Source organism: Kitasatospora sp. SUK 42 (genome assembly GCF_015776785.2).
Lineage (GTDB): Bacteria > Actinomycetota > Actinomycetes > Streptomycetales > Streptomycetaceae > Kitasatospora.
In genome coordinates, this window is the sequence record NZ_LFMD02000003.1 from 1,382,212 (window position 1) to 1,405,463 (window position 23,252).

General features: G+C 72.8%; 24 protein-coding genes. 12 read left to right on the forward strand and 12 right to left on the reverse strand.

The annotated features are described in order from the left end of the window. Positions 1-15: 15 nt before the first annotated feature. Positions 16-1,740 carry a phospho-sugar mutase gene (locus RZ50_RS15870; protein ID WP_196948251.1) on the forward strand — a complete coding sequence of 575 codons (1,725 nt, stop codon included), beginning with the start codon at positions 16-18 and terminating at the stop codon, positions 1,738-1,740. A 69-nt stretch (positions 1,741-1,809) separates the two neighbouring features. Here the strand turns inward: RZ50_RS15870 and RZ50_RS15875 are convergent, their stop codons facing one another. Then, entirely contained in the window at positions 1,810-2,490 is a 681-nt protein-coding gene (locus tag RZ50_RS15875) for a PH domain-containing protein (protein ID WP_196948250.1), read from the reverse strand. 173 nt (positions 2,491-2,663) lie between these two features. Here RZ50_RS15875 and deoC point away from each other — a divergent pair, with 173 nt between their 5' ends. The 4 genes from deoC (at position 2,664) to RZ50_RS15895 (ending at position 6,899) form a co-directional block, all read left to right on the forward strand. Continuing rightward, complete coding sequence (gene deoC, locus RZ50_RS15880) at positions 2,664-3,650, forward strand: deoxyribose-phosphate aldolase (RefSeq protein WP_196948249.1); 987 nt, start codon at positions 2,664-2,666, stop codon at positions 3,648-3,650. A gap of 5 nt (positions 3,651-3,655) precedes the next feature. Then, entirely contained in the window at positions 3,656-5,137 is a 1,482-nt protein-coding gene (locus RZ50_RS15885; protein ID WP_196948248.1) for an aldehyde dehydrogenase family protein, read from the forward strand. Beyond that, positions 5,130-6,059 (forward strand): aldehyde dehydrogenase family protein, encoded by a 930-nt coding sequence (locus tag RZ50_RS15890; protein ID WP_196948247.1) that lies wholly within the window; start codon positions 5,130-5,132, stop codon positions 6,057-6,059. The genes RZ50_RS15885 and RZ50_RS15890 overlap by 8 nt, the downstream gene beginning before the upstream one ends. A 201-nt stretch (positions 6,060-6,260) precedes the next feature. After that, complete coding sequence (locus tag RZ50_RS15895) at positions 6,261-6,899, forward strand: ATP-binding protein (RefSeq protein ID WP_374199928.1); 639 nt, start codon at positions 6,261-6,263, stop codon at positions 6,897-6,899. Positions 6,900-7,122: 223 nt separating this feature from the next. Here the strand turns inward: RZ50_RS15895 and RZ50_RS15900 are convergent, their stop codons facing one another. Next, positions 7,123-7,785, reverse strand: a complete 663-nt coding sequence (locus tag RZ50_RS15900; protein ID WP_374199951.1) for a SigE family RNA polymerase sigma factor — start codon at positions 7,783-7,785, stop codon at positions 7,123-7,125. Between the two features lie 591 nt (positions 7,786-8,376). Between RZ50_RS15900 and RZ50_RS15905 the strand changes: the two genes are divergently transcribed. The 4 genes from RZ50_RS15905 to RZ50_RS15920 all read left to right on the forward strand — a co-directional run bounded on the left by RZ50_RS15905 (position 8,377) and on the right by RZ50_RS15920 (position 11,669). Beyond that, positions 8,377-9,057, forward strand: a complete 681-nt coding sequence (locus RZ50_RS15905; RefSeq protein WP_196948246.1) for a response regulator transcription factor — start codon at positions 8,377-8,379, stop codon at positions 9,055-9,057. A gap of 52 nt (positions 9,058-9,109) precedes the next feature. Then, positions 9,110-10,654 carry a HAMP domain-containing sensor histidine kinase gene (locus tag RZ50_RS15910; protein ID WP_196948245.1) on the forward strand — a complete coding sequence of 515 codons (1,545 nt, stop codon included), beginning with the start codon at positions 9,110-9,112 and terminating at the stop codon, positions 10,652-10,654. Beyond that, entirely contained in the window at positions 10,651-10,980 is a 330-nt protein-coding gene (locus tag RZ50_RS15915) for a hypothetical protein (RefSeq protein WP_217680559.1), read from the forward strand. The genes RZ50_RS15910 and RZ50_RS15915 overlap by 4 nt, the downstream gene beginning before the upstream one ends. 191 nt (positions 10,981-11,171) lie before the next feature. Further along, entirely contained in the window at positions 11,172-11,669 is a 498-nt protein-coding gene (locus RZ50_RS15920) for a VanZ family protein (protein ID WP_374199952.1), read from the forward strand. 100 nt (positions 11,670-11,769) lie between these two features. On the opposite strand, the gene RZ50_RS15925 is transcribed toward RZ50_RS15920, so the two are convergent. Next, positions 11,770-12,417: a PhzF family phenazine biosynthesis protein gene (locus tag RZ50_RS15925; RefSeq protein ID WP_196948243.1), complete on the reverse strand. Its 648-nt coding sequence runs from the start codon at positions 12,415-12,417 to the stop codon at positions 11,770-11,772. Between the two features lie 155 nt (positions 12,418-12,572). Between RZ50_RS15925 and RZ50_RS15930 the strand changes: the two genes are divergently transcribed. After that, a complete protein-coding gene (locus tag RZ50_RS15930) occupies positions 12,573-13,115 on the forward strand; it encodes a hypothetical protein (protein WP_196948242.1) in 543 nt (180 codons plus the stop codon). Positions 13,116-13,680: 565 nt separating this feature from the next. Further along, positions 13,681-13,866: a PspC domain-containing protein gene (locus RZ50_RS15935; protein ID WP_196948241.1), complete on the forward strand. Its 186-nt coding sequence runs from the start codon at positions 13,681-13,683 to the stop codon at positions 13,864-13,866. Positions 13,867-13,961: 95 nt separating this feature from the next. Here RZ50_RS15935 and RZ50_RS15940 read toward each other — a convergent pair whose 3' ends face one another. From RZ50_RS15940 to RZ50_RS15950, 3 genes are all read right to left on the reverse strand, one after another. After that, positions 13,962-14,327: an ATP-binding protein gene (locus tag RZ50_RS15940; protein WP_196948240.1), complete on the reverse strand. Its 366-nt coding sequence runs from the start codon at positions 14,325-14,327 to the stop codon at positions 13,962-13,964. A gap of 227 nt (positions 14,328-14,554) precedes the next feature. Beyond that, entirely contained in the window at positions 14,555-15,712 is a 1,158-nt protein-coding gene (locus tag RZ50_RS15945; RefSeq protein ID WP_196948239.1) for an adenosine deaminase, read from the reverse strand. 122 nt (positions 15,713-15,834) lie between these two features. Then, entirely contained in the window at positions 15,835-16,803 is a 969-nt protein-coding gene (locus RZ50_RS15950) for a LysR family transcriptional regulator (RefSeq protein ID WP_196948238.1), read from the reverse strand. 92 nt (positions 16,804-16,895) lie between these two features. Here RZ50_RS15950 and RZ50_RS15955 point away from each other — a divergent pair, with 92 nt between their 5' ends. Beyond that, positions 16,896-18,173, forward strand: coding sequence for an MFS transporter (locus RZ50_RS15955; protein WP_196948237.1), 1,278 nt, complete (start codon positions 16,896-16,898; stop codon positions 18,171-18,173). Between the two features lie 53 nt (positions 18,174-18,226). Here the strand turns inward: RZ50_RS15955 and RZ50_RS15960 are convergent, their stop codons facing one another. The 6 genes from RZ50_RS15960 to RZ50_RS15985 all read right to left on the reverse strand — a co-directional run bounded on the left by RZ50_RS15960 (position 18,227) and on the right by RZ50_RS15985 (position 23,250). After that, complete coding sequence (locus RZ50_RS15960; protein ID WP_196948236.1) at positions 18,227-18,565, reverse strand: helix-turn-helix domain-containing protein; 339 nt, start codon at positions 18,563-18,565, stop codon at positions 18,227-18,229. Then, entirely contained in the window at positions 18,562-18,945 is a 384-nt protein-coding gene (locus RZ50_RS15965) for a type II toxin-antitoxin system RelE/ParE family toxin (protein WP_196948235.1), read from the reverse strand. Before RZ50_RS15965 ends, RZ50_RS15960 begins: the two co-directional genes overlap by 4 nt. A 46-nt stretch (positions 18,946-18,991) precedes the next feature. Then, positions 18,992-20,269: a thymidine phosphorylase gene (locus tag RZ50_RS15970; RefSeq protein ID WP_196948234.1), complete on the reverse strand. Its 1,278-nt coding sequence runs from the start codon at positions 20,267-20,269 to the stop codon at positions 18,992-18,994. Positions 20,270-20,364: 95 nt separating this feature from the next. After that, positions 20,365-20,757: a cytidine deaminase gene (locus tag RZ50_RS15975; protein WP_196948233.1), complete on the reverse strand. Its 393-nt coding sequence runs from the start codon at positions 20,755-20,757 to the stop codon at positions 20,365-20,367. Further along, entirely contained in the window at positions 20,754-22,019 is a 1,266-nt protein-coding gene (locus RZ50_RS15980) for an ABC transporter permease (RefSeq protein WP_196948232.1), read from the reverse strand. Before RZ50_RS15980 ends, RZ50_RS15975 begins: the two co-directional genes overlap by 4 nt. Before the next feature lie 73 nt (positions 22,020-22,092). Beyond that, a complete protein-coding gene (locus tag RZ50_RS15985; protein ID WP_196948231.1) occupies positions 22,093-23,250 on the reverse strand; it encodes an ABC transporter permease in 1,158 nt (385 codons plus the stop codon). Positions 23,251-23,252 lie beyond the last annotated feature (2 nt).

The window sequence follows — 23,252 nt, forward strand, 5'->3', positions numbered from 1 at the left end:
CTGGAGCTGGCACCCATGACGCAGGCACCCACCACCGACCTCCTCGCCCGGGCCCGGACCTGGCTGGCCGAGGACCCCGACCCGCAGACCCGCGAGGAGCTGACCGCCCTGCTGGCCCGGGCCGAGGGCCCCGAGGCCGAGACGGACGGCAAGCTCGCCTGGGCCGAGCTCGCCGAGCGCTTCTCCGGCCGTCTCCAGTTCGGCACCGCCGGCCTGCGCGGCGAGCTCGGCGCCGGCCCGATGCGGATGAACCGCGCCGTGGTGATCCGGGCCGCCGCCGGCCTGGTCGCGTACGTCCGCAAGCAGAACCTGGGCGACCTGATCGTGATCGGCTACGACGCCCGGCACAAGTCGTACGACTTCGCCCGCGACACCGCCGCCGTGGTGGTCGCGGCCGGCCTGCGCGCCGCGCTGCTGCCGCGCCCGCTGCCGACCCCGGTGCTCGCCTTCGCCATCCGCCACCTGGGCGCGGCCGCCGGCGTGACCGTCACCGCCAGCCACAACCCGCCGCAGGACAACGGCTACAAGGTCTACCTGGGCGACGGCTCGCAGATCGTCCCGCCGGCCGACGCCGGGATCGCCGCCGAGATCGACGCGATCGGCTCGCTGGACGACGTCCGGCGCGCCGAGGAGGGCTGGGAGGTGCTCGGCGAGGAGGTCGTCGAGGCCTACCTGGACCGCGCCGTCTCCATCCTCGACGGGCAGAGCCCGCGCGAGCTGGAGGTGGTCTACACCCCGATGCACGGCGTCGGCCGCGACACCCTGGTCTCCGCCTTCCGCCGGGCCGGCTTCCCCGCGCCCACCGTGGTCGCCGAGCAGGCCGAGCCCGACCCGGACTTCCCGACCGTGGCCTTCCCCAACCCGGAGGAGCCGGGGGCGATGGACCTCGCCTTCCGCACCGCCGCCGCGGTCGGCCCCGACATCGTGATCGCCAACGACCCGGACGCCGACCGCTGCGCGGTGGCCGTCCCCGCCAACGGCGACGCGGCCGGCGGCGGAACCGGCGCCGCCCGCTGGCGGATGCTGCGCGGCGACGAGGTCGGCGCGCTGCTCGGCGCCGCGCTGGTCGCCAAGAAGGCCGAGGGCACCTTCGCCACCACCATCGTCTCCGCCACCCTGCTCGGCCGGATCGCGGAGGCCGCGGGCCTGGGCTACGCCGAGACGCTGACCGGCTTCAAGTGGATCTCCCGCACCGAGGACCTGCGCTACGGCTACGAGGAGGCGCTCGGGTACTGCGTCGACCCGCAGGGCGTCCGGGACAAGGACGGCGTCACCGCCGCCCTGCTGGTCGCCGAGCTCGCCGCCACCCTCAAGAAGTCCGGCCGCACCCTGAACGACCTGCTGGACGACCTGGCGCTGGAGCACGGCCTGCACGCCACCGACCAGCTGTCCGTCCGGGTCCAGGACCTCTCGCTGATCGCCGACGCCATGCGCCGCCTGCGGGAGCAGCCGCCGACCGCCCTGGCCGGGCTGACCGTCACCCGCGCCGACGACCTGTCGGCCGGCTCCGCGGAGCTGCCGCCCACCGACGGCCTGCGCTACTACCTGTCCGGCGAGTCCGTCCGCTCCGCCCGCATCGTGGTCCGCCCCTCCGGCACCGAGCCCAAGCTCAAGTGCTACCTGGAGGTCGTCCTCCCGGTCGCCACCGCCGCCGACCTCTCCGCCGCCCGGGAGCGGGCCGCCGAGCTCCTCGCCGCGCTCAAGCGCGACCTCGCCGAGGCCGCCGGCATCGCCGGCTGACGCCGCGCCCGTACGCGAAGGGGCCCGCCGGTCAGGTACCGGCGGGCCCCTTCGCGCGTGCTCCGGACGTCAGACCGCGATCACCGTGATCAGCGCGACCAGGCCGACCAGGGTCGGGGCGATCACCCACCAGCACCAGCGCACCACGACCGGACCGGCCGCGTCGGGGCGGGAGGCGTTGCGCTCGGCCATCTGCTGGAGGACGTCGGTCACCTGGTCGGACCAGGCGCGGGTGGAGTCGGACGAGCCCTGGACGACCGGGTTGGTCCGACCGGCCAGGCCCAGCCCCAGCCCGGTCCGGGAGGCGTGCTCGGCGTTGCCGCGGCTCTGCGCGCGGGTGGCCCGCTTGCGCTGGCGCAGCGAGACCGGCACCGCCCACACCTGGTACTTCCGCTCGCCCGCGAGCAGCTCGACCGAGTAGCCCGCGCGCAGGGCGTCCACCGAGGCCCAGGGGGCGGTGATGGTCCGCCACGGGTTGCGCACCACCAGGCGGCGGCTGTCGGCCACCACCACCGGGCGCAGCGTGTAGGCGATCACCGGGAAGGCGAACACCGGCACCGCCGCCAGCGCGACGTACGGGGTCTTGCCGCTCCCGCTGTACACCGCGTCGCCGATCAGCCAGGCGGCGACGGCCAGCAGCAGCACTCCGGAGATCACACCGGGGACGGAGCGGTACACGCGGTCCGCGTACTCGGGTTCCCCGTCGGGGGCGGCCGAGCCCTGGTGGGGCTTGCCGTCGGATTCGGTCATGGCGTCGATTCTGCCCCATGCCCCTCACCGGCAGGTCTCGGTCCGGCATCGAATGGCGGGCCCGTACTCCCCGGTCGTACCGTGTCCCCGTGCGCCCCCAGGTCTCGGTCCGGCCACGATGGGTGGTCGCCCTAGCGGACTACTACGCGCGTAGATATGCTGCCCTGGTGACTATGTCCACTGTTGCAGCCAATGCCCCCGGTGTTGCGGGCAGCGGCCTCGCGGACGTTGCGGCGTCCGAGGCCTCGCTCCGCCGCTTCCTGCACGGCCTGCCCGGCGTCGACCAGGTCGGCCTGGAGGCGCGTGCCGCCGCCCTCGGTACCCGCTCGATCAAGACCACGGCGAAGGCCTACGGCATCGACCTGGCGATCTCCATGATCGACCTGACCACGCTGGAGGGCGCGGACACGGTCGGCAAGGTGCGCGCCCTGTGCGCCAAGGGCAGGACCCCCGACCCGACCGACCCGACCACCCCGCGCGTCGCCGCCATCTGTGTCTACCCGGACATGGTCGCCACCGCGAAGGACGCCCTGCGCGGCACCGACATCCAGGTCGCCTCCGTGGCCACCGCCTTCCCGGCCGGTCGCGCCGCCCTCCCGGTCAAGCTCGCCGACACCGCCGACGCGGTGGCCGCGGGCGCCGACGAGATCGACATGGTGATCGACCGCGGCGCCTTCCTCTCCGGCCGCCACCTCGACGTCTTCAACGAGATCGTCGCGGTCAAGGAGGCCTGCAAGCGCCCGGACGGCAGCTCCGCCCACCTCAAGGTGATCTTCGAGACCGGCGAGCTCCAGACCTACGACAACGTGCGCCGCGTCTCCTGGCTGGCGATGCTGGCCGGCGCCGACTTCATCAAGACCTCCACCGGCAAGGTCGCCGTCAACGCGACCCCGCCGGTCACCCTGCTGATGCTGGAGGCGGTCCGCGACTTCCGCGCGGCCACCGGCGTCCAGGTCGGCGTGAAGCCCGCCGGCGGCATCCGCACCACCAAGGACGCCCTCAAGTACCTGGTGATGGTCAACGAGACCCTCGGCGACGACTGGCTGACCCCGCACTGGTTCCGCTTCGGCGCGTCCAGCCTGCTCAACGACCTGCTGATGCAGCGCCAGAAGCTCGCCACCGGACGCTACTCCGGTCCCGACTACGTGACGGTGGACTGATCACCATGGCCAAGAAGAAGAACACCGAGCAGCCCGCGGCCAAGCCCGCCGGCGGCCTGTTCACCTACGCCCCGGCCCCCGAGTCCCCCGCCGCCGCGGGCGACATCGCCTCCTCCTACGGCCACTTCATCGGCGGCCAGTTCGTCGACTCCTCCGGCAGCGAGGCGCTGAAGACGGTCAACCCGGCCACCGAGGAGGTGCTCGCCGAGTTCGCCCAGGGCACCGAGGAGGACGTGGACCGCGCGGTCGCGGCCGCCCGCAAGGCCTTCGGCGACTGGTCGGCGCTGCCGGGCAGCGAGCGCGCCAAGTACCTGTTCCGGATCGCCCGGATCATCCAGGAGCGCGGCCGCGAGCTGGCCGTGCTGGAGTCGATCGACAACGGCAAGCCGATCCGCGAGACCCGCGACTTCGACATCCCGACCGTCGCCGCGTGGTTCTTCTACTACGCGGGCTGGGCGGACAAGCTGGACTACGCGGGCTTCGGCCCCAACCCGCGCCCGCTGGGCGTGGCCGGCCAGGTCATCCCGTGGAACTTCCCGCTGATGATGCTGGCGTGGAAGGTCGCGCCCGCGCTGGCGACCGGCAACACGGTCGTCCTGAAGCCGGCCGAGACCACCCCGCTGACGGCTCTGCGCTTCGCCGAGATCTGCCGCCAGGCCGGTCTGCCGAAGGGCGTCGTCAACATCGTCACCGGTGACGGCCGCACCGGCGCCGCGCTGACCGCCCACCCGGACGTCAACAAGGTCGCCTTCACCGGCTCCACCCCGGTCGGCCGGGCGATCGCCCGGCAGCTGGCCGGCAGCCGCAAGAAGCTGTCGCTGGAGCTCGGCGGCAAGGCCGCGAACATCGTCTTCGACGACGCGCCGATCGACCAGGCGGTCGAGGGCATCGTCAACGGCATCTTCTTCAACCAGGGCCACGTCTGCTGCGCCGGCTCGCGCCTGCTGGTCCAGGAGTCGGTCCAGGACGAGCTGCTGGACGCCCTGAAGCGCCGGATGTCCACCCTGCGGGTCGGCGACCCGCTGGACAAGAACACCGACATCGGCGCCATCAACTCGGCCGCCCAGCTGGCCCGGATCACCGAGCTGACCGAGGCCGGCGAGGCCGAGGGCGCCGACCGCTGGTCGCCGGAGTGCGAACTCCCGGGCACCGGCTTCTGGTTCAGGCCGACGCTGTTCACCGGCGTCAGCCAGGCCCACCGGATCGCCCAGGAGGAGATCTTCGGCCCGGTGCTGTCCGTGCTGACCTTCCGCACGCCCGCCGAGGCGGTCGAGAAGGCCAACAACACGCCGTACGGCCTCTCCGCCGGCATCTGGACGGAGAAGGGCTCGCGCATCCTCTGGACGGCCGAGAGGCTCAAGGCCGGCGTGGTCTGGGCCAACACCTTCAACAAGTTCGACCCGACCTCGCCGTTCGGCGGTTACAAGGAGTCGGGCTACGGCCGCGAGGGTGGCCGCCACGGTCTGGAGGCCTACCTCGATGTCTGACACGACCTTCGCGCGTCTTGACGTCCTCAAGACCTACAAGCTGTACGTCGGCGGGAAGTTCCCGCGCTCCGAGAGCGGGCGGGTGTACGAGGTGACCAAGGCGACATCAGCCGCTGGCGCGGCGGGCAAGCGCGAGTGGCTCGCCAACGTCCCGCTGGGCACCCGCAAGGACGCCCGCGACGCCGTCCTGGCCGCCCGCAAGGCGGTCAAGGGCTGGGCCGGCACCACCGCGTACAACCGCGGCCAGGTGCTGTACCGGGTGGCCGAGATGCTGCAGGGCCGGCGCGAGCAGTTCGCCGCCGAGGTGGCCGTCTCCGAGGGCATCGGCCCGAAGAAGGCCGCCGCGCTGGTGGACGCCGCGATCGACCGCTGGGTCTGGTACGCGGGCTGGACCGACAAGGTCGCCCAGATCGCGGGCGGCGCCAACCCGGTGGCCGGTCCGTACTTCAACCTCTCCACCCCGGAGCCGACCGGCGTGGTCGGGATCGTCGCCCCGCAGGCCGGGTACGGGCACTCGCTGCTCGGCCTGGTCTCGGTGATCGCCCCGGCGATCGCCACCGGCAACACCGTCGTGGTCGCGGCCGCCGCGGCCGCCCCGCTGCCCGCGCTGTCGCTGGGCGAGGTGCTGGCCACCTCGGACGTCCCGGGCGGCGTGGTCAACATCATCTCGGGCCGGACGGCCGACATCGCCCCGACCCTGGCCTCGCACCAGGACGTCAACGCGCTGGACCTCACCGGGGCCATCGCCGCCGACGGTCCCGGCGCGGCGGCCGCGCTGGAGGCCGCCGCCGCGGATACCCTGAAGCGGGTGGTCCGTCCGGAGCTGGACCCGTTCGCCCAGGACTGGACCAATGCTCCCGGTACGGACCGGCTACTCTCGTTCCTGGAGACGAAGACGGTCTGGCACCCGATGGGGATCTGATCCCCCGCCACCGTCACGTCACAACTCCACAGACTGGCCGTCCCCAGTGCCCTCTCCCCCCAGGGCCCGGACGGTCACCGGACGGACCCGCGCCTCTCCCCCCCTGGCGCGGGTCCGTCGCATTCCCGTCGCGCGCGGCCTTCAGGAGGTCCGTGCAGAACGGTTTCGGCAACCGGCCGGGATGCGTCAGACTGGTGTCCCGTGAGTGACTCCCCCATGAACCCCGCTTCGACGGCCCACGCCCGGGTGATCCTGCTCTCCGGCCCCTCCGGATCGGGGAAGTCCTCGCTCGCCGAGCGCAGCGGCCTGCCGGTGCTCCAGCTGGACGACTTCTACAAGGACGGGGACGACCCGACCCTGCCCCGGCTGCCGGACGGCGCCGTGGACTGGGACTCCCCGCTCAGCTGGCACCGCGACCAGGCCGTCGCCGCCATCCGCGACCTGTACGAGCACGGCCGGGCCGAGGTGCCGGTGTACTCGATCCCGGCCAACGGCCGGACCGCCACCCACGTCCTGGAGCTGGACGGCGCGTGCGCGTTCATCGCCGAGGGCATCTTCGCTGCCGAGATCGTCGCCGACTGCACCGCCGAGGGCCTGCTCGGCGACGCCCTGTGCCTGCGCAACGGCGCGCTCACCACGGCCTGGCGCCGGCTGCGCCGGGACGTCCGGGAGGGCCGCAAGTCGCTGCCGGTGCTGCTGCGCCGGGGCCTGCGGCTGATGCGGGCCGAGCGGTCGATCGTCGGGCGGCAGATCGCGCTCGGCTCGTACGCGTGCGCCGGGCCGGAGGCCGAGCGGCGGATCCGGGTGGCGGCCCGGACCGGGCAGTACTCCACGGTCTGAACCGCGCTCCGCGGCCCGAACCGCCGGGCGCTGCGGCCCGGACCGCCGTGCCTCGAACGGCGGAACGACGAAACGACGAGGGGCCCGGTGCGTCTCCCCCGCACCGGGCCCTCGCCTTCCCGAACGGTCCTCGTCTCCCCACGGACACCGCTCCCCCGAGCCGGCGTCCCCTGGACCTGACCGTCCGCTACCCGTCCCCCGACGGGAGTCCCACCACCGCGCGTTACGCGACCAGCTCGCCGAACGCCCGGACGGTGTCGCCCGACTTGTTCAGGTGCTCGTCCTCGCGCAGCCGGCGCAGCGCGCGCCAGATGCTGCTCTTGACCGTGCCGACGCTGATCCCCAGCACGTCGGCGATCTCCGGGTCGGTCTTGCCCTCGTAGTACCGCAGCACCAGCATGGTCCGCTGGTTCTCCGGCAGCTTCGCCAACGCCTGCCAGAGCACGGTGCGCAGCTCGGTGCCGCCCATCGCGTCGGTGTCGCCGGCCGTCTCCGGCAGCTCCTCGGTCGGGTACTCGTTGACCTTGCGGCGCCGCCAGGCGGAGATGTGCAGGTTGGTCATGGTGCGGCGCAGGTACCCGCCGACCGCGGCCTTGTCGGTGATCCGGCCCCAGGCCCGGTAGGTGCTGAAGAGCGCGCTCTGCAGCAGGTCCTCGGCCTCGTAGCGGTCACCGGTGAGGTGGTACGCCGTGGCGTACAGGGAGGCGCGGCGCTCGCGCACGTACGCGGTGAACTCCGTGATGTGGTCCTCCGCGACGGCCGGGTGCTCCCCCTGCGCGTCCCCCTGTCCCGCCTCGGTGGTGCGGGCCGGTGCGGGGTTCAGCCGCAGCAGCGTCGCACCGGCGGCCTCGCGGCCGGCCGGCTCCCCCGAGCCGACCGTCCGCAGGCCGTTCCCCCGCGTTCCCCCGTTGCCCCCCAGGGCGTCCTTGCCCTCACCGCGGACGGGGAGGATCCCCCGCAGCGTGAGGGTGTTGGCGGAGTCGACCGCACTCCCCAGTCGGCCGATCCCGTACAGCTCCCCCGTCCTGCCGCCGCCGCTCACCCGGCGGGCGACAGGGTTTCCACCGGTGCTGTGCGCGCACCCCCGTACGGTCACGGCACCGGAGCTCTCCTCGGTCCTGGCCTCGCGCCGGGCCAGGTGGGCGGCGGCTGATGAACGCGCGGTGCGGACAGCCGGGTTGGTCCGGGTCTGAAGCGTGGCGTTCATCGTGCGCCCCCTGGGTCGGTACGAGCGGTTCCTGTTGCCGCCCTCCAGCCGGGCCGGGTGGCCCGCTGTCCTGCGGCGACATGGAAAATCCTGCCCGGCGGTTGTGATGGCGCTGTCCGCCGACTGTCACAGGGGTGTCACAGCGGCGGGTCCTTCGGCCCGGTCCGCCTCCCGCCGTTCCGGACGCCGGGGGCGGTCCTTCCGGTTCCCGTACGGAAGGTGATCGGTCCGGGGGATGATTCGACGCTTCCGGTGGGCCAAAATGGGGCCGTGCCTTTCCTCCTACTGATCGAGGACGACGACGCCATCCGGACCGGCCTCGAACTCGCCCTCACCCGCCAGGGCCACCGCGTGGCCACCGCCGCCTCCGGCGAGGACGGTCTGAGGCTCTTCAAGGAGCAGCGGCCCGACCTGATCGTGCTGGACGTGATGCTGCCCGGAATCGACGGCTTCGAGGTGTGCCGTCGGATCCGCCGCACCGACCAGCTGCCGATCATCCTGCTCACCGCCCGCTCGGACGACATCGACGTGGTGGTGGGCCTGGAGTCCGGCGCGGACGACTACGTGGTGAAGCCGGTGCAGCCGCGCGTCCTGGATGCCCGGATCCGGGCCGTGCTGCGGCGCGGCGAGCGGGAGAGCTCGGACTCCTCCGCGTACGGCAGCGTGGTGATCGACCGGGCGGCGATGACCGTCACCAAGGACGGGCAGGACCTCCAGCTCACCCCGACCGAGCTGCGGCTGCTGCTGGAGCTCAGCCGCCGCCCCGGGCAGGCGCTCTCCCGCCAGCAGCTGCTGCGGCTGGTCTGGGAGCACGACTACCTGGGCGACTCCCGGCTGGTGGACGCCTGCGTGCAGCGGCTGCGGGCCAAGGTCGAGGACGTGCCGTCCGCGCCGACGCTGATCCGCACCGTGCGCGGCGTGGGCTACCGGCTGGACCCGCCGGCGGCCTGACCGCGCACCCCGGCACCCGGCATCCTGAACTCCCGTACGACGACAGGCTCTTGTGACTGACCATCAGCAGACTGCCCTGCGGTTCCCGGCGGGCGAGTGGCGGAAGCTGCGCTCCCTGCGGGTGCGGCTGATCGCGGTGTTCGCGGCGGTCGCGCTGCTCGCCGCCGTCTCGGCCTCCGGCATCGCGTACTGGCTGAACCGCGACGCGGTGCTCAAGCGCGCCCAGGACACCGCGCTGAACGACTTCCGGGTCTCGCTCAGCCGCAACGTCTCCGACCTGCCGCTGAACGCCAGTTGCCCGGACCTCGCCGCACTGGCCTCCAACGTGGCCAGCTCCGGCCTGACCTACGACGTGGTGGTGGTCGACTCGGCGCACCCGGAGTGCTCGGCCTCCTCCGACCCGACGCACTTCACGCTGGCCGACGTCCCGCAGGCGCTGCGGACCACCGTCGCCAAGCCGCGCGAGGTCACCGAGAGCAACCCGTACCCGTACCACCTGTACTGGCAGCGGCAGAACCTGGAGGGCCACCCGTTCGTGATCGGCGGCACCAAGGTGGTGCCGAACGGCCCGACGGCGTTCATGTTCAAGTCGCTGGAGAACGAGCGGGCCGACCTCAACACCCTGGGCTGGTCGCTGGCGATCGCGACGCTGCTCGCGCTGATCGGCTCGGCGCTGCTCGCCCAGGCCGCCTCGGCGACGGTGCTGCGGCCGGTCAAGCGGCTCGGCGAGGCCGCCCGGCGGCTCGGCCAGGGGCACCTGGACACCCGGCTGGAGGTCGAGGGTTCGGACGAACTCGCCGACCTGGCACGGACCTTCAACCGGGCCGCGGAGTCGCTGCACGAGCAGGTCGAGGAGCTGAGCGCGCGCGAGGCACAGAGCCGGCGGTTCGTCGCCGACATGTCGCACGAGCTGCGCACCCCGCTGACCGCGATGACCGCCGTGACCGACATCCTGGAGGACGAGGCGGAGTCGCTGGACCCGATGATCGAGCCGGCCGTGCGGATCGTGGTGAGCGAGACCCGGCGGCTGTCCGACCTGGTGGAGAACCTGATGGAGGTGACCCGCTTCGACGCGGGCACCGCCAAGCTGGTCGCCGACGAGATGGACATCTCCGACCTGATCATGTCCTGCATCGACGGCCGGGCCTGGTACGACGCGGTCGAACTGGACGCCCCGCGCGGCATCCTGGCCGTGGTCGACCCGCGCCGGCTCGACGTGGTCTTCGCCAACCTGATCGGCAACGCGCTCAAGCACGGCGGTTCGCCGGTGCGGGTCAAGGTCCGGCAGACCGAGGACTCGGTCGTGGTCGAGGTCTCCGACAGCGGCCTCGGCATCCCGGAGGACGTGCTGCCGCACGTCTTCGACCGCTTCTACAAGGCCGACCGGGGGCGCGCCCGCTCGGAGGGCAGCGGGCTGGGACTGTCGATCGCGATGGCCAACGCCCAGATCCACGGGGGGACGATCACAGCGGCGAACGGGGAGGTCGGCGCGGTGTTCACACTGACGCTGCCGTTGACCCCGCCGCCTCCGCCGTCCGCGGACGGGGCCCAGAACGGCCCCGCCGGCGGCGCAGCCCAGGACAAGGACGCCACGTGACCGCCCCCACCCGCACCACCGCCCTGCGCCGCGCCGGTGGCGTGCTGCTCCTGCTCGCGCTGGCCTCCGGCTGCGGCATCCGGCCGACCGCCGTACCCGTCGACGCCGGCGCGCCCGCCAGCCGTACGGCCTGCCCCACCGCCCCGCACATACCGACCGCCCTGGCCACGCCGCCCGGCCCGGCACCCGCCGCCACGGCGGCCCGCGGCTCGGCCAGGGCCAGCGCGAGCCCGAGCCCGAGCCCCTCTCCCACCCCGGTGACGCCCGGCTCGCCGCCGCCGGACAACGTGTTCAGCGCCGTGCCGACGGCCTCGCCGTGTAGATGAGCGGGGGCGCGTTCGGGAATGTTCACGCCCGGCGTGGAACCACCGCGCCGCCGGCTCACGTCCTTCCCCCCGTGCAGCGAGATGGCACCAGGACACGCGACCAGCGTTCCGGCGCACGGACCGAAACGAGGCCGGCGGCGGCCGTCCACCGTCCCCTCCGCCTTGCCGGGCTGACGGGCCTGGCCCTCCACCTGGCGCTGGCACTCTGGCTGGTGCTCAGACCGCTGCCGGTGGCCTGGGTGTACGACGCCAACCTGACCCCGTTGGCCTCGCTCCGCTCCTCCTCCGCCTGGCAGGTGGTCGGCGAACTCCTGCTGCTCGCCCCGCTCGGGGTCCTGCTCCCGCTGGCCGGCGGCCGGATCCGCGCCCCCTGGCTGCCGTCCTTCCTGCGCACCACCGGCGTCTCCGCCCTGCTGGCGACCGGCCTGGAGTTCCTCTCCTCCTGGACGCCCGGGCACGTCCTCAACGTGGACCACATCCTGCTCGCCGTGATCGGCGTGGTGGTCACCCACCTCGCCCTCGTCCCCGGCCTGCGCCGCCTGCTGCGGGACCGCCGGCCGGGGCTCCGGGCGCCGCGGGTGAAGGTCCTGGCCGTCCCGACGATGCCCGCCGCCGTCACCCCGACGGTGACGGTCGCGCCCGCCGCCCGGCCCCGCGCCTACGCGGAGCCGACCCCGCCGGCCCGCTAGGGGCGTGTCCTGCGGATCCTCGCCGAGGGTCCGCCGCGCTCCCCCAGGGCACGCTCCCCAACGCCGCGACGCTCCCCCGACAAGACCCACAGGACACGCCCTAAGCCCCGGCGCGCACCACCCGGCCGCCGACCTCGACCAGCCCGTCCGGGCGCAGCCCGGTCGCCAGGCGCGAGCCCCGGCCCTGGGTGATGGTCAGCGCCCGCCCGAGCCGGGCGGTCAGCAGCAGGGCGGCCGCGCCCGTCGCCTCGTCCTCGTCGATCCCGTCGCCCCGGCCGGGGAAGGCCCGCGCCCGGACCGTACCGGCCGCCTCGTCCTGCCAGGCCCAGGCGTAGATCCACTCCCCCGGCGGCGGCACCTCCAGCCCGTCCACCTCGGCCGCCGAGCCGTACTGCCGCAGGGTACGCGGCGGGGCCCACTCGGGCCGGGCCGCGATCAGGGTCTCCCCGCCCTCCCGCCGCACGGCCACCACCCCGGCGGGGGTGACCAGCCGGTCCGTCCCGAGCAGCCAGGCGGCGCCCACGCAGGGGTGGCCGGCGAAGGGCAGGCGCAGCGTCGGGGTGTAGATGTCGATCTCCCCGCGCTCCGGGTCGTCGACGAACACCGTCTCGCTGAAGCCGAGCCGGCGGGCGAGGGCCTGCCGGTCCGCCCGCTCCGGCACGGCGGCTCCGTCGCGCACCACGCCCAACGCGTTGCCGAACTCGCCGTCGCGGCCGCAAAAGACCCGCAGCACCTCATAGTCAGTCATTTCCCACCTCGTCAATTCCCGTTCCGGCGCCGCTGCGGCACAGCGCAATGACACCGTGATGAAAAGGCGGCGACGGATGTCGGCCCCCTCCAGTACTGTGCGCTCTCGTCCCCGAACGGTTCCGCCGTTTTTCCTCCTCCCCCGGGAAACCCGCCTTGAACAATCTCGACTTCAGTGCCGAGCCGCTCTTCTCCTGGTACGTCGTGCTGCTCGCGGTCAGCGGTGCCATCATGCTGGTCCTCGGCGCCGTCAGCGGCGGGCTCACGGTGGGCCTGCGGGTCGTCAACGTGCTCGTCGGCCTCGCGTTCCTGGGGTACGGCTACTACCTGGCGTTCGTGTTCGAGGGTGGCACCTACTACATCGTCTACAAGCTGTTCATCCTGCCGGTCGCGATGATCGTCTACTCGGTGAAGACGCTCGTCGAGCGCAGCAACGCGAAGAAGCGGCCGAACCCGCTGACCTCGCCGTACATGGCCACCGCGCCGTACGACCCGAACGCCCGGCAGGCTCCGTACAACCCGAACGCGCCGTACAACCCGAACGCGCCGTACAACCCGAACGCGCCGTACAACCCGAACGCGCCGCAGGGTGCCTCGCCGCACCAGCCGGGCGTCGCCGCCCAGCCGGTGGCGGACAACCCGTACGCCCAGCCCGTGCCGCCGGCCCAGCCCGGCCAGCCGCAGCACCCGGCCGGCTGATCCCGCCCCGCGGAAGCCGGAAGGCCCGCCCGTCACCCGCCGCGAAGCGGGGACGGGCGGGCCTTCCGCCGTTCCCGGCCAGTTCCCGGCGCCGCCTTGCACGCGCCTGCGGCGGCCAGACCGGAGGACGGCGTGGCGGCGGTGGCGGCGGCCGGGAAACCGCGGCGCCGATTACGCGACTTCAACCTCACGAGAGAATTCGGACAGAACCCGTCAAAACGTGAGATCGCAGGTGCGGGAGCCCATTCCACGGCAGGTATCGCGCCGATGCTTCGCCCCCCCGACGAATAGCAACCGTCCGCATCCCGCCGAGCGGGATCCACCCCTCCACGGTGAATTCCTGGAATTCCGGACCGGCTTTCGGTCTCGCTTTCGGCCCGGCCGCACGGGACGTTCGTCCTCAGGGGCATCCCCGAGACGGACCCCTAGTCGGGCCTACGCCTTCCCGGTGACCTTCCGGGGTCGCGAATCGCCTGGTGGGCGGAGGTTTCCGGGCCGCCGGCGGCGGAGGATGGAAGTACACCCGCCGGACCGACCGGACCGGGCCTCCACTCAGGGAGAAAGCATGAGCGCCCGCCTCGCCCGCCCCCGTCACAACCGCGTCATCGCCGGTGTCTGCGCCGGGATCGCCGAGCGCTTCGGCCTGACCGCGTGGACCGTCCGACTGATCTTCCTGCTCTCCTGCCTGCTGCCCGGCCCGCAGTTCCTGATCTACCTCGCGCTGTGGGTGCTCCTCCCCCAGGAGCCGTGATGCCGCACGGGCGGGGCATGGCGACGGGCCGTCCGCCCCGGGGTCTCTCCGGGGCGGACGGCCCGTCGTCGTACCGGTGGCCGCAGCCGGCCGGATCAGCCCAGCGGCAGGCCGGGCAGGAGGCCGGCCAGCCCACCGATCGGGGTCTTGTCCAGGCCGGGGACGGACGGGACGGCGCCGCGCTGCTCGGTGACACCGGCGATCGGGGTGGCGTCGGCGGGCGCGGCGCGGCCGACGGTCGGGGCGAGCGCGCCGAGCGCGCTGGTGACCTTGTCGCCGCCGGGCAGCTTGGCGGCGGCTTCGGTGACCGCGCCGGTCACCGCGGGGTTCGTCACCGCGCCGGTGGGCAGTCCGAGGCCGCCGGCCGCCTGACCGTCTGCCGCGGAGGCGGTGCCGGCGCCGATCGCCGCGATGGCGATGCCGAGCGCCGCGGTGCCGGCGGCCTTGAGAGCCTGCTTCATGGTTCGTCCCTTGGGTCGTCGTCGGTGGCCGACATCGCACGCGGGATCGGCGGACGGGCGACCGCCGCCACGGCCTGTCAGCTATGACTGGCACACCGTAGTGACAGGGCCGCGCGAGAACCAAAGGGCGTTCACTCACCCGAGTGAGTAGTCGGATGAACACCAACTCCCTTGACGGAAAAGGGCGTTCACCCGACCAGCAGGACCGGCGAACCGATTGGAACGGCTCAGTTCGCGCCGGTGCCCGCGCTGAACAGCCACTCCGCCTTGAGCTCGGCGTAGCCCGGCTTGATCACGTCGCTGATCATCGCCAGCCGCTCGTCGAAGGGCAGGAACGCGGACTTCATCGCGTTCACCGTGAACCACTCCATGTCCCCCAGCGTGTAGCCGAAGGCGTCCACCAGGTGCCCGAACTCCTGGCTCATGCTGGTGCCGCTCATCAGCCGGTTGTCGGTGTTCACGGTGACCCGGAACTTCAGCCGGCTGAGCAGCCCGATCGGGTGCTCGGCGTACGAAGTGGCCGCCGCCGTCTGCAGGTTGGAGGTCGGGCACATCTCCAGCGGGATGCGCTTGTCGCGCACGTACGCGGCCAGCCGGCCGAGCTCGACGCCGCCGTCCTCCTTCACCGTGATGTCGTCCACGATCCGCACGCCGTGGCCGAGCCGGTCGGCGCCGCAGCACTGCAGGGCCTCCCAGATCGACGGCAGCCCGAAGGCCTCGCCCGCGTGGATGGTGAAGTGGTTGTTCTCGCCCTTGAGGTAGTCGAAGGCGGCCTGGTGGCGGGTGGGCGGGTAGCCGGCCTCGGCGCCCGCGATGTCGAAGCCGACGACGCCCTGGTCCCGGTAGCGGTTGGCCAGTTCGGCGATCTCGGTGGAGCGGGCGGCGTGCCGCATCGCGGTCAGCAGGGTGCCGACCCGGATCCGGTGGCCCGCCTCGCGGGCGTTGGCCTCGCCGAGGCGGAAGCCCTCCTGGACGGCCTCGACGACCTCGTCCAGGCTCAGGCCGCCCTCCAGGTGCTGCTCGGGGGCGTACCGGACCTCGGCGTACACGACGCCGTCGGCGGCCAGGTCCTCGGCGCAGTCGGCGGCGACCTTGATCAGGGCCTCGCGGGTCTGCATGACGGCGCAGGTGTGCGCGAAGGTCTCCAGGTAGCGGACCAGCGAGCCGGAGTCGGCGGCCTCGCGGAACCACTCGCCGAGCTCCTTGGCGTCGGTGGTCGGAAGGCCCTGGTAGCCGGTCGCGGCGGCCAGTTCGACCACGGTCTCCGGGCGCAGCCCGCCGTCGAGGTGGTCGTGCAGCAGGACCTTCGGCGCGCGGCGGATCTGGTCGGGGGTGGGAATGCGCGGGCCGGTGCCCGCGGTGGTGACGGGGATCTGCTTCTCCATTGCGGAAATATAGCCCCTACGCGCGTAGACCTACCACCGAGAACACCACCGGATGGTCCAAACTCCACCGGGAATTCCACCGCCCGGTCCATACGAACCACCAATGGTTCAGCCGCCGCGGATCAGTCGTGCTGCAACAGCCGCCCCCGCCGGGACAACACGAAGTCCCGGAACGCCGCCACCGGCGGGGCCAGCGGCCGCCCCGCCGCCCAGGCCAGCCCGATCGCCCGCCGGGTCCGCGGCGCGGTCACCTCCAACTCCACCACCCCCGGCCGCGGCACCAGCGCCGGCGGCAGCAGCGCCACCCCCAGCCCGGCCGCCACCAGCCCGCGCAGCGTCTCCGTCTCCTCCCCCTCGAAGGCCAGCCGGGGCACGAACCCGGCCTGCGCGCAGAAGCCGTCCGTGATCATGCGCAGCCCGTACCCCTGCTCCAGCCCGACGAACGGCTCCTCGGCCACCTCCGCCAGCCGGATCCGCCGCCGCCCGGCCAGCCGGTGGTCCGCCGGGACGACCAGGTGCAGCCGCTGCTCGTCCAACGGGCGGGCGGTGAACGCCGGATCGTCCGGCAGCGGCGCGACCAGGCACAGGTCCAACTCGCCCGCCCGCAACCGCTCCAGCATCGCCATGCCGTAGTCCTGCACCAGCTGGAACCGCACCCGCGGATGCGCCGCCCGGAAGCCCCGCAGCAGCGCCGGGACGGCGTCCGGCCCCATCGTGTGCAGGAACCCGAACGCCACCAGCCCCACCTCCGGGTCCGCCTCCGCCCGGGCCGCCGCCGCGCCGCGCTCCACCTCCGCCAGCGCCCGCTCCACCGAGGCCAGCAGCAGCCGGCCCGCCCGCGTCAGCCGGACCGTACGGCCCTGACGGGCCAGCAGGTCCACCCCCAGCTCCTCCTCCAGCCGGGCCACCGCGCGCGACAGCGTCGGCTGCGGCACCCCGAGCAGCGCGGCCGCCTGGGTCACGTGCTCCAGCCGTGCCACCGCGGCGAACTGCGCCAGCCGGGGCGCCAGCAGGACGGCCGGTTCGTCCGGCCCCAACCCGGCCGCCCGGTACCGCTGATCCGCGCAGTCCGACACCTCCGGCACCGCCATTCCGCCACCACCTCGACTCATACGCCAGTGCATCGATCATCCACTCTTCATGCATTGGACGCATCAACCGCGCCGGGCCTACGGTCGACGGCATGCAGCCCTCAGATACCAGGGCATCCGCGCCTGCCCCGGATGCCGCCGCCGCCCCCGCCCCGGACGACCGCCACCGCCCCGGCGGGCGCGACTTCCGCCGCGCCAACCTCGCGCTGTTCGCCGCCGGAATCGCGACCTTCGTCCTGCTCTACTCCACCCAGGGCCTGCTGCCGGTCCTCTCGGCCGACCTCGACCTCACCCCCGGCCAGGCCAGCTGGACGGCCTCCGCCGCCACCCTCGGCCTCGCCCTCGGGCTGCTCCCCGCCAGCGCGCTGTCCGACCGGTACGGCCGCACCGCGGTGATGACCGCCTCCGTCCTCGCCGCCTCCGCCCTCGCCGTCGCACTGCCCTTCGCCCCCGGCCTCACCACCCTCGTCGCCCTGCGCGCCCTCCAGGGCGCCGCCCTCGCCGGACTGCCCGCCACCGCGATGGCCTACCTCGCCGAGGAGATCCACCCCAGCGCCCTGGCCTCCGCGATGGGCCTGTACGTGGCCGGCAACAGCATCGGTGGCATGGGCGGCCGACTCCTCTCCGGCTGGACCTCCGCCGCCCTCGGCTGGCGCTGGGGCCTGGCCGCCTCCGCCGCCCTCGCACTGCTCGCCGCGCTCGCCTTCCGCCTGCTGATCCCCGCCGCCCGGCACTTCACCCCGGCCCCGGTGGACGCCCGCGCCCTCGCCCGCACGGTCGGACGGCACCTGCGCAACCCACTGCTGGTGCGGCTGTACGCGCTGGGGCTGCTGTTCATGGCCGTGTTCGGCGCGGTCTACAACACCGCCGGCTACCGGCTGATCGCCGCACCGTTCCACCTGCCGGAGTCGGTCGCCGCCTCGATCTTCGCGATCTACCTGGTCGGCACCGGCACCTCCGCCGCGGCCGGCCGCCTCTCCGCCCGCCTCGGCCGCCGCGGCGCCCTCTACGTCTCCATCGGCGTCACCGCCGCCGGCCTGCTGCTCTCCCTCGCCGACTCCCTGGCCTGCGCCCTGCTCGGCCTGGTCCTGATCACCGCCGGCTTCTTCGCCGGCCACGCCACCGCCTCCTCCGCCGTCGGCCGCACCGCCACCGAGGGCCGCGCCCAGGCCTCCGCCCTCTACCTGATCGCCTACTACCTCGGCAACAGCCTCGGCGGCACCCTCGGCGCCGACGCCTACCACGCCACCGGCTGGCCCGGCGCCGCCACCGTCGGCCTCACCGCCATGGCCCTCGCCGCCGCCGTCACCCTCTACGCCACCCGCCAGGCCCACACCGCCCGCCGCTCAGCACCCGCCGTCCGGGCCTGAGCACACGAAGGAGCCCGTACCCGGCGGCCGGGTACGGGCTCCTCGCTGCTTCGTCAGGCAGCCGGCGCCTGGAAGCGGACCGTGGCCTCGGTGTCGGGCGTGACGTGGATGTCGAGCTCCGACTCCAGCGCAGACGCCAACCGCTGCAGCAGCGGAAGCGTGGGCACGGTGCCGGCTTCCTCAATGCACTCGATCTCGTCTTCCGTCATGTTGGCGCGACGGGCGACGTCCGCCTCCGACAGGCCGAGAGCGGTGCGTCGGTCGTAGAGGGCCTGCCCGAATGCCCGGGCGTAGTGCATTTCCAGCCGGAACGCCGCCACCTCCGGGCTCTCCTCCACCTGTTCGCCCAGCAGCTCGCGTGTGCGGCGGGTCTTCCACTGCGAGTGGTTCATCGCAGCTCTCCTTCCGGGACGATCCGGCTGAACTCCTCGTGGGCGGGCTCGTGCTCGGACTCGCAGATCTTCTGAGCCCACAGCGCCCGGGTGACCTCAGCAGTCTCCCGCATCCGCCTCTTGGTGAACACCGTCAGCAGAATGATCCGCCGACCAGGTGCGAGCCAATAGGTGATCCTCGTGGCCGCGCCGTCCAAACGAAGGCGGAGCTCCCGCAGTGGTCCGTCCAGATGTCGCGAGAGCGGCTCGTCGAGCGTCGTCGGGTACTCGGCCAAGCGATCGACGTGGCCTTCGACCAGGACGTAGTGCCGCGCCGGAAGCTCAACGAGCCAGTCCCGGACCTCAGGTTCGATCTCGACCGTGAAGCGGTCAACTCCCATGTGCGGCAGCGTAAACCACGCTGCCGCACATGCAGTAATCGTATGACTACGCGATGCGGTCGAGGACGATCGGGTTCGGGGTGAACGCCGTGCCCTCGGGGGCGACCTCGATGCCGCCGGTGAGCGCCTCGATGGCGTAGTCGTAGCGCTCCGGGGTGTCGGTGTGGAGGGTCAGCAGGGGCTGGCCGGCCACGACGGTGTCGCCGGGCTTGGCGTGCATCTCGACGCCGGCGCCGGCCTGGACCGGGTCCTCCTTGCGGGCGCGGCCGGCGCCCAGGCGCCAGGCGCAGACGCCGACGGCGTAGGCGTCCAGCGCGGTGAGCACGCCGGAGGCGGGCGCGGGGATGACGTGCTGCTCGCGGGCGACCGGGAGCGGGGCGTCGACGTCGCCGCCCTGGGCGGCGATCATGCGGCGCCAGTGGTCCATCGCGGAGCCGTCCCGCAGCGCGTCGGCCGGGTCCTTGCCGTGCACGCCGGCCGCGGCGAGCATCTCGCGGGCGAGCGCGAGGGTGAGCTCGACGACGTCGGCCGGGCCGCCGCCGGCCAGCACCTCCAGGGACTCCCGGACCTCCAGGGCGTTGCCCGCGGTGAGGCCGAGCGGGGTGGACATGTCGGTGAGCAGGGCGACGGTGTTGACCCCGGCGGCGGTGCCCAGGCCGACCATGGTGCGGGCGAGTTCGCGGGCGTCGTCCAGGTTCTTCATGAAGGCGCCGGAGCCGACCTTGACGTCCAGGACCAGCGCGCCGGTGCCCTCGGCGATCTTCTTGGACATGATCGAGGAGGCGATCAGCGGGATGGCCTCGACGGTGCCGGTGACGTCGCGCAGCGCGTACAGCTTCTTGTCGGCGGGCGCGAGGCCGTCGCCGGCCGCGCAGATCACCGAGCCGGTGGAGCGCAGCACGTCCAGCATCTCCTCGTTGGAGAGCAGGGCGCGCCAGCCCGGGATGGACTCCAGCTTGTCGAGGGTGCCGCCGGTGTGGCCGAGGCCGCGGCCGGAGAGCTGCGGGACGGCCGCGCCGCAGGCGGCGACCAGCGGGGCGAGCGGGAGGGTGATCTTGTCGCCGACGCCGCCGGTGGAGTGCTTGTCGCTGGTGGGCAGCGGCAGCGAGGAGAAGTCCATCCGCACGCCGGAGCGGATCATGGCGTCGGTCCAGCGGCTGATCTCGCGCGGGTTCATGCCGTTCAGCAGGATCGCCATGGCCAGCGCGGACATCTGCTCGTCGGCGACCTCGCCACGGGTGTACGCGTCGATGACCCAGTCGATCTGAGCGTCGCTCAGCTCTCCGCGGTCGCGCTTGGTCCTGATGACGGAGATGGCGTCCATGCGTGCTCCAAGAGGGGTTCAAAAGCGAAGAGTGTCGCGAGATGACCGGGTCCGGCCCATCTCGCGACACTCTACGCGCGTAACAGAATCAGAGGCTAGAGCCGCTCGGGTCCGAACGCGTCGGGCAGGACCTCGCTCATCGGCCTCACGCCCGAGGGCAGTTCGACCAGCAGCTCCGGCCCGCCGTGCTCGTACAGCAGCTGGCGGCAGCGCCCGCACGGCATCAGCAGTTCGCCCGCGCCGTCGACGCAGGTGAAGGCGACCAGCCGGCCGCCGCCGGAGGCGTGCAGCGCGGACACCAGCCCGCACTCGGCGCACAGCCCCAGCCCGTACGAGGCGTTCTCCACGTTGCAGCCGCTGACCACCCGGCCGTCGTCCACCAGCGCGGCCGCGCCGACCGGAAACCCGCTGTACGGGGCGTACGCGTGGGCCATCGCCTCGCGCGCCGCCTCCCGCAGCCGCTCCCAGTCGATCACGGGGGCCGTCACTTGCCCTGGCCCTTGCGGTAGATCTGGCCGTCCGCCTTGGGCATCCGCAGTCGCTGCGAGGCCAGCGAGAGCACCACCAGGGTGATCAGGTACGGCGTCGCGACGATCAGCGGGCGCTGCACCTCGTCGGTCAGCGCGTACCAGGCGGCCAGACCGCCGGCCACCACGAAGGAGATCACCGTCGCCGTGTACTTGCGGCGGTACAGCTGCCACAGGGCGAACAGCGCCATCGCGATCGCGACGATCAGGATCAGCACGTGCACCGACTCCGGGTCGCGCAGCTGGAGGCTGTCGGTGAAGCCGAACAGACCGGCGCCCATGGCGAGGCCGCCCGGCATCCAGTTGCCGAAGATCATCGCGGCGAGGCCGATGAAGCCGCGGCCGAGGGTCTGGCCGTCCTTGTAGAAGTGCGCGGCGACCAGCGAGAGGTACGCACCGCCGAGGCCCGCGAAGGCTCCGGAGGCGATGACCGCGAGGTACTTGTACTTGTAGACGTTGACGCCCAGCGACTCGGCGGCGGTCGGGTTCTCACCGCAGGAGCGCAGCCGCAGGCCGAACACCGTGCGCCAGAGCGCGAAGTAGCTGGCCACGATCAGCGCACCGGCCAGCAGGACGACCACCGAGATGTTGGTGACCAGGCCGCCGAGCACACCCGCGACGTCCGAGACGAAGAACCAGTGGTGGCCCTCGATGCCCTTCAGCCAGGAGGACAGGCCCGGGACGGTGATGTACGGCAGCGGATCCGCCGGCGGGGACTGGTTCTGCCCGGCGCCCGCCGAGATGTAGTCCTTGTAGTAGATCCGGTTGACGTACGCGCAGATGCCGGGGATCAGCAGGTTGATGCCGACGCCGGAGACGATGTGGTCGACGCCGAAGGTGACGGTGACGACCGCGTGCAGCAGACCGCCCAGCGCGCCGCCGAGCATGCCGGCCAGCAGGCCGAACCACGGGTTGACCAGGTAGCCCGCCCAGGCGCCGCAGAAGGTGCCGGCGACCATCATGCCTTCGAGACCGATGTTGACCACACCGGCCCGCTCGGACCAGAGACCACCGAGGCCGGCCATGCCGATCGGCACGGCGGCGCTGAGCGCGGCGGTGATCTGACCGGAGGAGGTCAGCGAGTGGTTGCCGGTGGCCAGGCCCACGGCGGAGAACAGCACCAGGGCGCCCGCGATCAGCAGCAGCACCACCGGCCAGGACAGCTTGCGCTTCTTCGCGGGAGCGCCCGACGCCTTCGGGCGGGCAGCGGTGGCCGTACTCATGCCCACACCTCGCTTCGCTCGGTGCGTGCTTCGCACGACACGCAGTGCTTGATGGCTCGCTCGCTACGCTCGCTCACGAGGCCACCTCCTTCTTCTCGGTGGCCACGGCGGCCTGCGCGGCGAGCTGGGCGCCGACCCTCCGCTGCTGACGCTTCAGGCCGTAGCGGCGCACCAGCTCGTACGCGACGACGACGCAGATGACGATGGTGCCTTCCATGACGTTGACGATCTCGAAGGGGAAGCCGCCCTGAAGCGGCAGCACCGAGCCGGTGACGTCCAGGAAGGCGAACAGCAGCGCCGCGAAGGCCATGCCGATCGGGCTGTTGCGGCCGAGCAGGGCGACCGAGATGCCCAGGAAGCCGAGGCCGGGCTGGAAGCTCTGGCCGTAGTAGTACGAGTTCTGCAGCAGTTCGGGCAGGCCGATCAGACCGGCGATGGCACCCGAGGCCACCATCGAGATGACGACCATCCGCTTGACGTTCACGCCGGAGGCGGTCGCGGCGGTCTCCGAGCGGCCGGTGGCCCGCAGGTCGAAGCCGAAGCGGGTGCGGGTCAGCACGAACTGGAAGGCCACGCCGACCAGGGCGGCGACGAAGATGAAGCCCCAGAGGGTGCCGCCGGCCGTCTCCATGGAGAAGAAGTGGCTGGACTGCGAGATCGGCTCGGTCTGGACCGAGTTGCTGGTGCTGCTGACCTTCGGCGCGAAGATGCCGGGCACGAGCAGCAGGCCGACGATGGCGACCGCGATCGAGTTCAGCATGATGGTCGAGATGACCTCGCTGACGCCGCGGTAGACCTTCAGCAGACCGGCGATGCTCGCGTACAGGCCGCCGACCACCATGGCGGTGACCAGCAGCAGCGGGATCTGGATGAAGGCCGGCAGGTCGACCTTGGCGCCCACGAAGGCCGCGAACAGCGCCGCGACCTTGTACTGGCCCTCGACGCCGATGTTGAACAGGTTCATCCGGAACCCGAACGCCGCGGCCGCGGCGGCCAGGTAGTAGGTGGTGGTCCGGTTGAGGATGTTCACCTGGCCGTCCGACTTGCCGGCGTACGTGATCATCACGTTCCACGCGTCGAACGGGTTCTTGCCCGAGGTCGCCAGCAGGACGGAGCAGATCGCGACGGACAGCAGGACGGCGAGCACCGGCGCCGCCAGTGCGAGCACGATCCGCTCGCCGCTGATCCGCTGCGCCAGGCTGCGCTTGGCGGCGGGGTTGGGACTGGTCATGG